Origin of the sequence: Brevundimonas sp. (genome assembly GCF_030682035.1) — a bacterium.
GTDB lineage: Bacteria > Pseudomonadota > Alphaproteobacteria > Caulobacterales > Caulobacteraceae > Brevundimonas.
The window spans coordinates 178,608-188,317 of record NZ_JAUXQZ010000031.1 but is presented as its reverse complement, the minus strand read 5'-3'; the positions used below and the strand labels follow the sequence as shown (position 1 = coordinate 188,317).

The window sequence follows — 9,710 nt, the reverse complement described above, 5'->3', positions numbered from 1 at the left end:
GCGGGCATCATTTCATCAAAAAGATGTCTGAAAAAATAATCTTCTCCATGTCGGGGGTCAGCAAAACCTTCCCTCCGCAAAAACAGGTGCTCAAAAACATCTGGCTGTCGTTCTATTACGGCGCAAAAATTGGCGTACTCGGCCTCAACGGCTCCGGTAAATCTACTTTGCTGAAAATCATTGCCGGAATAGACCAAAACTACGAGGGCAAAATCGAATTTGAAAAACAGTTCAAAATCGGTTTCCTGGAACAAGAGCCAACACTTGACGATACCAAAACCGTTCGTCAAATTGTCGAAGAAGGCGTGCAGCCCATCGTTGATTTGCTCAAAGAAAACGAAGACATCGGTGAAAAACTCGGGGTCGTAACCGACGACGACGAAATGATGAAACTCATTGATCGTCAGGGCGAAGTGCTCGAACAAATCGAACACCTGGGCGGCTGGGAACTCGACTACAAGCTGGGCGTTTTTATGGATGCCTTGCGCTGCCCCGAAGATGATCGTCCGATCAAAATCTGCTCTGGTGGCGAACGTCGCCGGGTAGCCTTGGCCCGATTGCTGTTAAGTCAACCCGACATCCTGCTGCTTGACGAGCCGACCAACCACCTGGATGCAGAGTCCGTACAGTGGCTGGAGCAATACCTTCAAAGTTTTCCCGGCACGGTCATCGCCGTAACCCACGACCGTTACTTCCTCGACAATGTAGCAGGTTGGATTCTTGAACTCGACCGTGGCGAAGGCATTCCTTGGCAGGGCAACTATTCCACCTGGCTCGAACAAAAAACCAAGCGCCTCGCTCAAGAGGAACGCGCCGACGACAAACGCCGCAAGCAACTCGAACACGAACTCGAATGGGTGCGTTTAGGGGCTAAAGGCCGACAAGCCAAGGGCAAAGCCCGTTTGAGCGCCTACGAAAAAATGGCCAGTGAAGAAGGCAAAGAAAAAGAAGCAAAACTGGAACTCTGGATTCCCAATGGCCCTCGTTTGGGCGACAATGTGATTGAAGTTCAAGGGATTAGCAAATCATTCCCCTCCACTTCAGGTAAAGGTGACCGGGTGCTCTTTGAAAATCTTTCCTTTAAAATTCCAGCCAATGGCATTGTAGGCATCATCGGACCCAATGGCGTGGGTAAATCCACCCTCTTTAAAATCCTGACCGGGCGAGAAAAGCCAGACACTGGAACCGTACTGATCGGCGACACCGTACAAATGAGTTATGTGGATCAAAGCCACGAAAACCTGTTGCCAGAAAAGACTATTTACGAAATCGTAAGTGAGGGCAACGATATTATCACGGTTGGGAACGCCACGGTCAATGCCCGCGCCTACCTTTCGCGCTTCAACTTTGCGGGCGCCGACCAGCAGAAAAAATTGGGCGTTTGTTCTGGAGGAGAGCGCAACCGCGTTCATCTGGCCATGACGCTCAAGGAAGGCGGCAACGTGCTGCTGCTCGACGAACCGACCAACGACCTGGACATCGAGACGCTGCAGAACCTTGAGGAGGCCCTTGAAGGCTTCGCCGGCTGCGCCGTGGTCATTTCCCACGACCGCTGGTTCCTCGACCGTCTGGCCACCCACATCCTCGCCTTCGAGGGCGACAGCCACGTCGAATGGTTCGAAGGCAACTTTGAAGCGTATGAGGAAGACAAGAAGCGCCGGCTGGGGGTGGAGAGTTTGATCCCGCACCGGATCAAGTTCCAGAAATTCGGGCGGTAAGCGCTTTCCGTCCGCACCCCGGAGCCGCACCCCCGGAACCGTTGATATCCGATACGCCCTGGGCCCGAATCGGGGTCGGCCGGCCGCCAACTTTGTGGCCGCTGGTCGGACCTCGGGCGCCAGTTCCGGCTGCCTGTCGCCGAAGCGGACGGAGCAGGGATGAAAGACCGACCTTCGTTCGTTGGGACTGCAGACCGGCGCCTCGCTGCGGGTTTGCCGGGTCCCAGATCACGAGGAGGGTCAGATGGCTGCGTTTTCCACCAGAATGCGGAATGAAGTGTTGGACGGAGATTGGGCCTCGCCGGCGGAATGGCGAGGAACCCAGACCATCCAGACCTTTGCCGGGCTGTCGCTGACAACGATCGGACATGTCTCGGCGGCCCCTCTGGTGCTGGCGGCCAATGATGCGAGCGATACGCGGGCCGGCTGGAGCCTGGGCTGCGGCTGCGGCTGCGGCAAACGTTACAGCGACTTCTTTCAGGACGGCGTGGGCGACGGCCCCCGTCCGGTTGTCCTGCCGGCAGCCCTGCTGACCATCGACGCCATTCCTGATGACGCCTCGACCACCGCCAGCCTTGCGGTGGACGGCGCTCACATCGTTTCGACCATCGATACGGCGGGCGATCAGGATTTCTATTCAATCCAGCTGGTCGCCGGCCAGACCTATGACATCAGCATGTTCCTGGTGACAGGCGGGCCCAGCGGCGTGCCCTTGGCCGACGCCTATATCGAGCTCTACGATTCCCTGGGGAATCTGGTGGTGACGGCGGATGGCGGCGGTCCCAACACACCGTCCGGCCTTGACGCCATCCTGACCTACACGGCGCAAAGCACCGGTACGTTCTACGTCAGCGCCCGCGCCTATGACAACGAAGGCGCCAACGGTACGACGGGAGACTTTGTCGGCGACTATGAGGTCTTCGCGACCACCGTCGATACGAACGACCCGACCGCCTATGTCCCCTTCTATTCCCCCGACAGCCCGTTGCATTCGCTGGACTGGGGCAGCCAGTTCACCCGGACCTCGCGCAATCCGGACGGCGACAACGGCACGCGCAGCGACAACGGGGTGCCCAATGGCGGCACGCCCATAGAAAACAACGCCTACGGCATCGTCGGCAAGAACGTCATCACCTACTATTTCGCCCAGAAAGGCGACGTCTTCGTCAGTGAAAATCCCACCAGCCCGGGCGTGACCGAGAATATCGTCGCCCAAGGCATGCAGGACTGGGAGAAGGCCGCCTTCGAAACCGCCTTCGACATCTACGAGAAGGTCGCGGACATTCAATACGTCCAGGTCTTCAATCGGAACGAGGCGGACATCAAGATCATCACCTACGAAGGCACGCCGGGCGTCGGCGCCAGCCTGCTTGGCCGTATGAGCCCCCCCGGTGAACAGAATGCGGGCCAGATGGAGATCAACTCCGGCGACGTTCGCTGGACCGAGGAAGGCGTATCCCAGGGCGGGTTCTATTTCCCGACCTTGCTGCATGAACTTGGCCACGGCCACGGCATGGCCCACCCCCACGATAACGGCGGCCGTTCCAGCGTCATGCGCGGCGCGGGCGGCGGCACCGGCGGCATCGGCGGCGGTTTCGGGGACTATGGCCTGAGCCAGCAGGTCTATACCGTCATGTCCTACAACGACGGATGGGAAGAGGGCCTCGCCGAGGGCGGTGCGCCTGAGGGCCATGGCCGCCCCCGGTCCGGCGGCCTCACGGGAACTGAAGTCGATCATTTCGGGTGGGTGGGGACGCTCAGCGCGCTCGACATCGCCGTGCTTCAGGACAAATACGGCGTCAACGAGGAGTGGGCGACGGGCGACGATGTCTACACCATCGGCGACGTCAACCAGGCTGGCGCCTTCTACTCGACGATCTGGGACGGCGGCGGAACCGACGAGATTCGCTACAGCGGCGCACGCGACGCCAACATCGATCTGCGCGCGGCCACCCTCAACTATGAGGAGGGCGGCGGCGGCCGGATGTCCTACGCCCTGGGAGCCTGGACGGGCTTCACCATCGCCAACGGCGTGACCATTGAACGAGCGACGGGGGGCTCCGGCAACGATACCCTCATCGGCAACAATGTGGCCAATCTGCTGAACGGCGGCTTCGGCGACGACCTGCTCGCCGGAGGTCGGGGCGCGGACACGCTCAATGGCGGGTTCGGGCGCGATACGGCGGACTATTCGGAGGCCGCTGCGGGCGTCACGGTCAAGCTCAAGTCAGGGAAGGCATCCAATGACGGCGACGGCGCGTCCGACATCCTGGTCAGCATCGAGGATCTGATCGGTTCGGCGTTCAACGATCTCCTCGTCGGCGAGGACGGAGCCAACAGCATCATCGGTGGTGCAGGTCGCGACACGCTGAACGGTCTGGGCGGCGACGATACGCTGACCGGCGGAGTGGGCGACGACTCCATGAACGGCGGCGCGGGCGTGGATGTGGTCGTGCTCGCCGGGATGCGATCGGACTATGTCGTCTCCGCAGGCGCCACGACCGGAGCCTATCGGGTCGAGGACACTGTCGCCGGTCGAGACGGCGTCGACTCCCTCGCCCAGGTCGAGTGGCTTCGCTTTGGCGACGGATCGACAGCCCGCTTGTCCGACATGGTCGTGATCCCCTCGACCCAGTCGAGCACGGCTCCGACGACCGCCCTGGTGCAGTCGGCGCTTGCCGATGATGACTTCGTCATGGGCAAGGAGGACCTTGAGGGTCCGCTGGTCCTGCCGGGCGTCGGCTTCAGCGAGACGGCGTTCGACGTCGGGGAGATGCCCGGCTTCGAGCCGCCGGCGGACAGCCGGATGGCCGGTCTGTTCGACCTCGGCGACCTGCCCTGGCGGCTCATGGCCGACGACGGCTTGTACACGCCGCAGGGGCACGAGCTCTGGCAGTAGAGACCGACCGGGACGCCGCCCTTGCGCGGCGTCCCCACCTCCGCGGTCCATGGATACCTGATGCGTACTTGGCCCTCGGCCCGGGGCCTGATCTAATCACTCCATGCTCAACCGCCCCGCCATCCTGATCATGCAGCGCCACCTCGCGCCGCTGACGGCCTTTCTCGAGACCGACTACACCGTCTGGCGCTTCTGGGAAGGGCCGCCGGCGGAGGCGCAGGGGCAGATCCGGGCGCTGGTGGTGGCGGGGGAGTTTCCGCTGGACAAGGCGCTGATCGAGAGCCTGCCCGCGCTACAGCTGATCGCCTGTTTCACCTCGGGCTATGACGGAATAGATGTTCCGTGGTGTCGGGGTCGTGGGCTGCCGGTCAGCCATGCGCCGGGGGTCAATCACGAGGATGTCGCCGACCATGCGCTGGGCCTGATCATTGCCGCCCGGCGTCAGATCGCGGCCGGGGACCGGGCCCTGCGGGCGGGTGGCTGGACGGTGGACGCCAAGATGATCACCCCGTCGCTGAAGGATCAGCGGCTGGGCGTCGTCGGCCTGGGCTCGATCGGCGCGGCTGTGGCGCGACGCGGCGAGGCGATGCGGATGGCCGTGCGCTGGTGGGGGCCGCGCGAGAAGGAGAGTTCGTGGCCGCGCGCGGCGACGCTGCTGGAGCTGGCGCGGGACAGCGACATACTGGTGGTCGCCTGCAAGGCCGATGAGAGCAACCGCGGTCTGATCTCGCGGGAGGTGATCGAGGCGCTGGGACCGCAGGGGCTGCTGGTCAATGTCGCGCGCGGGCAGTTGGTTGACGAGACGGCCCTGATCGCGGCGCTCCGGGACGGGCGTCTGGGCCAGGCGGCGCTGGATGTCTTCGAGGAGGAGCCGGTGGACGCGGCGCGCTGGGCCGGCGTGCCCAATACCGTGTTGACGCCCCACACCGGCGGGGCGACGACGGAGGCGGTGCAGGGCATGCTGATGCTGCTGATCCAGAACCTGCAGGCGGCCTTTGCGGGCGAGCCGCTGAAGACTCCTGTAAGCTAGACATCATCCCCCGTCGGGCGGCATGTCCGGGAAGCTGGGCATGGTCGAGGCCGGAGGCGGCATCGTCAAGGGCGCCGGCGGGGCCGGCCGCCGGGGCAGTTCGTCGTCGGCCAGCCAGCCGTCGCCGTCCCGGTCCATGCGGGTGAACATCCGCTGCGCCCCGGCGGACAGTTCCTCGGCGTTGATGCGGGAATCCCGGTTGGCGTCGGACTGGACGATCATGGCCCGCAAGCGCGACCCGCCCATGGCGGCAACGGTCGGATTGGCCAGGACGGCCAGCTCATTGCCGGTGATGGCCCCGTCCTGATTGACGTCCAGACGGGTCATCAGACCCTCTGACCAGGGGTCCACGGCGTCGGCGCTGCGCGGCAGGGCCGTCATGCCCCCGCCTCCCATACCCGGGCCGCCTCGGCGGCTCATGCGTTCGAACATCTGTTGCGTCCCGCCGGCCAGCTCTTCGAGGGTGACACGGGCGTCGGCGTCTGCGTCTGCCCGAAGGATCATCGCCCGGAAGCGGCCCCCGCCGCCTGACGGATTGTCGAGAACCGCCAGCTCGCCATCCACGAGGGCGCCATCCTGGTTGGCGTCGAGCCGGGCGAACAGCCCTTCGGTCCAGGGCCGGACCTCTTCGGCAGTGCGCGGCATCCCCTGCATGCCCGCGCCCATGCCGTCCTGCACCGGGGTCCGGGCGGAGGCCGATCCGGCAAGGGCCGAAACGAGGATGAGGGGGGTAATCAGGGCAGTCAGGCGACGGAACATGGGCAGCCTCACGACAACAGATAGCCGTTGTACGCAGACTGGCCCTCGATCCGGCGTCTGACCAGCGATTTTCCTTGCCAAATCATATAAGGATATCCTTATATAAAGACATGTCGTTGACCGCTGACCAGACCGTCGAAGCCCTGCGCGCCGTGGGCGAACCGACCCGCCTGCGGGTGCTGTCGCTGCTGGCCGGCGAGGAGCTGTCCGTGATGGAGCTGTCACGCATTCTCGACCAGAGCCAGCCGCGAGTGTCCCGCCATCTGAAGCTGATGGCCGACGCCGGCCTGATCGAGCGGTTTCCGGACGGCGCGCGGGTCTTCTATCGCCTGTCCTCGGACCTGCCGGCGCGGCGGCTGATCGATACGGTGCTGGACCTGCTGGACGTGTCGGCGGGCGAGGCGGACGACCGGCGACTGGAAACGGTCCGGCGCGACCGCGAACTGGCCGCGGGGGCCTATTTCGAACGGGTCGCGCCCCAGTGGGACCGCATCCGCTCTCTGTATGTCAGCGAAAGCGCGGTCGAGGCGGCCATCACTCGGGCCGCCGGGAACGGTCCCTTCGAGCGGGTCGTCGATCTGGGCACGGGCTCAGGCCGGATGCTGACCCTCCTGGGCCGGCAGGCGAAGATGTCGGTCGGGCTGGACCTCAGCCAGAACATGCTCAACATCGCCCGGGCCAATGTGACGAAGGCGGGGCTGGACAAGGTCGAGCTGCGTCACGGCGACATCTTCGCGACCCGCCTGCCGGAACAGAGCGCCGATCTGGTGATGGTGCATCAGGTGCTGCACTACCTCGCCGATCCGGCGGCCGCCGTGGCCGAGGCGGCGCGGCTGGTCATGCCGGGCGGACGGCTGCTGATCGTCGATTTCGCCCCACACCAGTTGGAACACCTGCGCGAGGAGCATCAGCACCGCCGGCTGGGCTTCGCCGATGACGAGATGCGGCGCTGGCTGTCCGGAGCCGGGCTGACGCCCAGCGCGCCGATCGCCCTGCCCCCTGACACAGATGGTTTGACGGTCTCGATCTGGACCGCAGAACGCCCGGCCGTCGCCGCGGAGAAGGTCGCATGAGCATCGCCCCCCGCAGCCTGGCCGAGGCCCGGGCCCTGTTGCTGTCGCCTCTGGGACCTGTGGCGCGCGCCGGGCAGGACCTGTCGCGTCCGCGCGTCTCGTTTGAGTTCTTCCCGCCCAAGTCCGACGAGGCCGAGGCCAATCTGTGGAAGGCGATCACGCGGCTGGCTCCGTTGGAGCCCGATTTCGTCTCGGTCACCTACGGCGCCGGCGGATCGACCCGCGAGCGCACCCACCGGACAGTCGAGCGCATCCTCGCCGAAACGACCCTGACCCCTGCCGCCCACCTGACCTGCGTCGAGGCCAGCCGCGACGAGGTCGATGCGGTGATCGAAGGCTATCGCGACGCCGGCGTGCGCCACATCGTGGCCCTGCGTGGCGATCCGCCCGGCGGAAACGGCATCGGCGGCGCCTATGTTCCGCGTACGGACGGTTACGCCAATGCGACCGAACTCGCCGCTGCTATCAAGGCCAAAGGCGGCTTCGACATCATCGTCGGCTGCTACCCCGAGGGCCATCCCGAAAGCCCATCGACGGACCATGACATCAATGTGCTGAAGGCCAAGATCGACGCCGGAGCCACGCGCGCGATCAGCCAGTTCTTCTTCGACATCGACGCCTTCCTGCGCTTCCGCGACCGTGTGCAGGCGGCCGGCGTGACCGTGCCGATCATCCCCGGCGTCATGCCGGTGAGCAATTTCAACGGACTGAAGCGGATGTCGGCGGCGTGCGGCGCGGCCGTCCCCGACTGGCTGGCCGCCCATTTCGAGGGCCTCGACGACGACCCCGAGACCCGCAAGCTGATCGCCGCCTCGGTCGCCGCCGAAACCTGCGCCCGGCTACAGGAGGAAGGCTTCGCCGACTTCCACTTCTACACATTGAACCGCGCCGACCTGGTCTATGCGATCTGCCGGGTGCTGGGCGTGCGTGAGGCAACGCAATGACCCTTCTTTCGAGTTCCTTCCCCCCTTGCGGGGCAAGGTGGGCCGCGGAGCGGCTCGGATGGGGGGGCGGCCGGCTACGGACTCCCTGTGAGACGACAAGCGAACTGAGAGGGGCCGGTGTTTCACCCCCCATCCGTCAGGCTTCGCCTGCCACCTTCCCCCGCAAGGGGGGAAGGAAGTCGTGAACATGACCCGCCCCGACCGCATCGCCGCCCTCCACGCCGCCGCCAAACAGCGCATCCTGGTCCTCGACGGCGCCTGGGGGGTGATGATCCAGCGCAGCGACCTGTCGGAAGAGGATTTCCGCGGGGACCGCTTTGCCGGCCACAACGGCCAGATGAAGGGCAACAACGACATCCTGTGCCTGACCCGGCCCGACATCATCGCCGGCCTGCACGACCAGTATTTCGCCGCCGGCGCCGACATCTCCGAGACCAACACCTTCTCGGCCACCGTCATCGCCCAGGACGACTACAAGCTCGACGAACAGTCCGTCTGGGACATCAACCTGGAGGGCGCGAAACTGGCCCGCGCCACCGCCGACCGCTGGACCGCCAAGGAGCCGCACAAGCCGCGCTTCGCCGCCGGTTCGATCGGCCCGCTGAACAAGATGTTGTCCATGTCGTCGGACGTGAACGACCCCGGCGCGCGGCTGGTGACCTTCGACCAGGTCTATGACGCCTATCGCCATCAGGTGAAGGCGCTGAACGAAGGCGGGGTCGACCTCTATCTGATCGAGACCATCACCGACACGCTGAACTGCAAGGCCGCGATCAAGGCCATCAAGGACCTCGAGGACGAGGGCATGGAGGCCCTGCCCATCTGGATTTCGGGCACCATCACCGACCGTTCGGGCCGGACCCTGTCGGGACAGACGGCCGAAGCCTTCTGGAACAGCGTGCGCCACGCCAAACCGTTCGCCATCGGCTTCAACTGCGCCCTGGGCGCCGATCTGATGCGGCCGTTCATCGCCGAGCTGAGCCGCGTCGCCGACACCCTGGTCGCCGCCTATCCCAACGCCGGCCTGCCCAACGCCATGGGCCAGTACGACGAGGAGCCGCACCAGACCGCCCACTTCATCGCGGAATGGGCGGCGTCGGGTCTGGTCAACATCGTCGGGGGCTGCTGCGGCACCACGCCGGAGCATATCCGGCACACGGCGGAGGCGGTATCGAAACTGCCGACGCGGGAGATCCCGGAACGGCCGGTGGCGATGCGGCTGAGCGGGCTGGAACCGTTTGAGCTGGTGGCGTGATGCGTCCGACCTTCATCAATGTCGGCCCGAAA

At 64.8% G+C, this 9,710-nt stretch carries 7 protein-coding genes; 6 read left to right on the top strand and 1 reads right to left on the bottom strand.

All coding sequences use genetic code 11. From position 1 onward, the window contains the following. Window positions 1-23 precede the first annotated feature (23 nt). The 3 genes from ettA (at window position 24) to Q8K49_RS09495 (ending at window position 5,647) form a co-directional block, all read left to right on the top strand. Window positions 24-1,718: an energy-dependent translational throttle protein EttA gene (ettA, locus tag Q8K49_RS09505; protein WP_305305568.1), complete on the top strand. Its 1,695-nt coding sequence runs from the start codon at window positions 24-26 to the stop codon at window positions 1,716-1,718. Between the two features lie 244 nt (window positions 1,719-1,962). Continuing rightward, window positions 1,963-4,617 carry a M10 family metallopeptidase C-terminal domain-containing protein gene (locus Q8K49_RS09500; RefSeq protein WP_305305549.1) on the top strand — a complete coding sequence of 885 codons (2,655 nt, stop codon included), beginning with the start codon at window positions 1,963-1,965 and terminating at the stop codon, window positions 4,615-4,617. A gap of 103 nt (window positions 4,618-4,720) precedes the next feature. Beyond that, window positions 4,721-5,647 (top strand): 2-hydroxyacid dehydrogenase, encoded by a 927-nt coding sequence (locus tag Q8K49_RS09495; RefSeq protein WP_305305547.1) that lies wholly within the window; start codon window positions 4,721-4,723, stop codon window positions 5,645-5,647. Window positions 5,648-5,650: 3 nt separating this feature from the next. Here the strand turns inward: Q8K49_RS09495 and Q8K49_RS09490 are convergent, their stop codons facing one another. Then, on the bottom strand, window positions 5,651-6,406 hold the full coding sequence (locus Q8K49_RS09490; RefSeq protein WP_305305545.1) for an EF-hand domain-containing protein: 756 nt from the start codon (window positions 6,404-6,406) through the stop codon (window positions 5,651-5,653). 110 nt (window positions 6,407-6,516) lie between these two features. On the opposite strand from Q8K49_RS09490, the gene Q8K49_RS09485 reads away from it, so the two are divergent. The 3 genes from Q8K49_RS09485 to Q8K49_RS09475 all read left to right on the top strand — a co-directional run bounded on the left by Q8K49_RS09485 (window position 6,517) and on the right by Q8K49_RS09475 (window position 9,678). Then, window positions 6,517-7,479, top strand: coding sequence for a metalloregulator ArsR/SmtB family transcription factor (locus Q8K49_RS09485; RefSeq protein WP_305305543.1), 963 nt, complete (start codon window positions 6,517-6,519; stop codon window positions 7,477-7,479). Then, a complete protein-coding gene (gene metF, locus Q8K49_RS09480; RefSeq protein ID WP_305305542.1) occupies window positions 7,476-8,423 on the top strand; it encodes a methylenetetrahydrofolate reductase [NAD(P)H] in 948 nt (315 codons plus the stop codon). Before Q8K49_RS09485 ends, metF begins: the two co-directional genes overlap by 4 nt. Before the next feature lie 187 nt (window positions 8,424-8,610). Next, window positions 8,611-9,678 (top strand): homocysteine S-methyltransferase family protein, encoded by a 1,068-nt coding sequence (locus Q8K49_RS09475; protein WP_305305540.1) that lies wholly within the window; start codon window positions 8,611-8,613, stop codon window positions 9,676-9,678. Window positions 9,679-9,710 lie beyond the last annotated feature (32 nt).

Excerpts from the sequence above, each read along its gene's own strand:
- ettA (WP_305305568.1), top strand. The coding sequence starts at position 24 with ATGTCTGAAAAAATAATCTTCTCCATGTCGGGGGTCAGCAAAACCTTC.
- Q8K49_RS09500 (WP_305305549.1), top strand. The coding sequence starts at position 1,963 with ATGGCTGCGTTTTCCACCAGAATGCGGAATGAAGTGTTGGACGGAGAT.
- Q8K49_RS09495 (WP_305305547.1), top strand. The coding sequence starts at position 4,721 with ATGCTCAACCGCCCCGCCATCCTGATCATGCAGCGCCACCTCGCGCCG.
- Q8K49_RS09490 (WP_305305545.1), bottom strand. The coding sequence starts at position 6,406 with ATGTTCCGTCGCCTGACTGCCCTGATTACCCCCCTCATCCTCGTTTCG.
- Q8K49_RS09485 (WP_305305543.1), top strand. The coding sequence starts at position 6,517 with ATGTCGTTGACCGCTGACCAGACCGTCGAAGCCCTGCGCGCCGTGGGC.
- metF (WP_305305542.1), top strand. The coding sequence starts at position 7,476 with ATGAGCATCGCCCCCCGCAGCCTGGCCGAGGCCCGGGCCCTGTTGCTG.
- Q8K49_RS09475 (WP_305305540.1), top strand. The coding sequence starts at position 8,611 with ATGACCCGCCCCGACCGCATCGCCGCCCTCCACGCCGCCGCCAAACAG.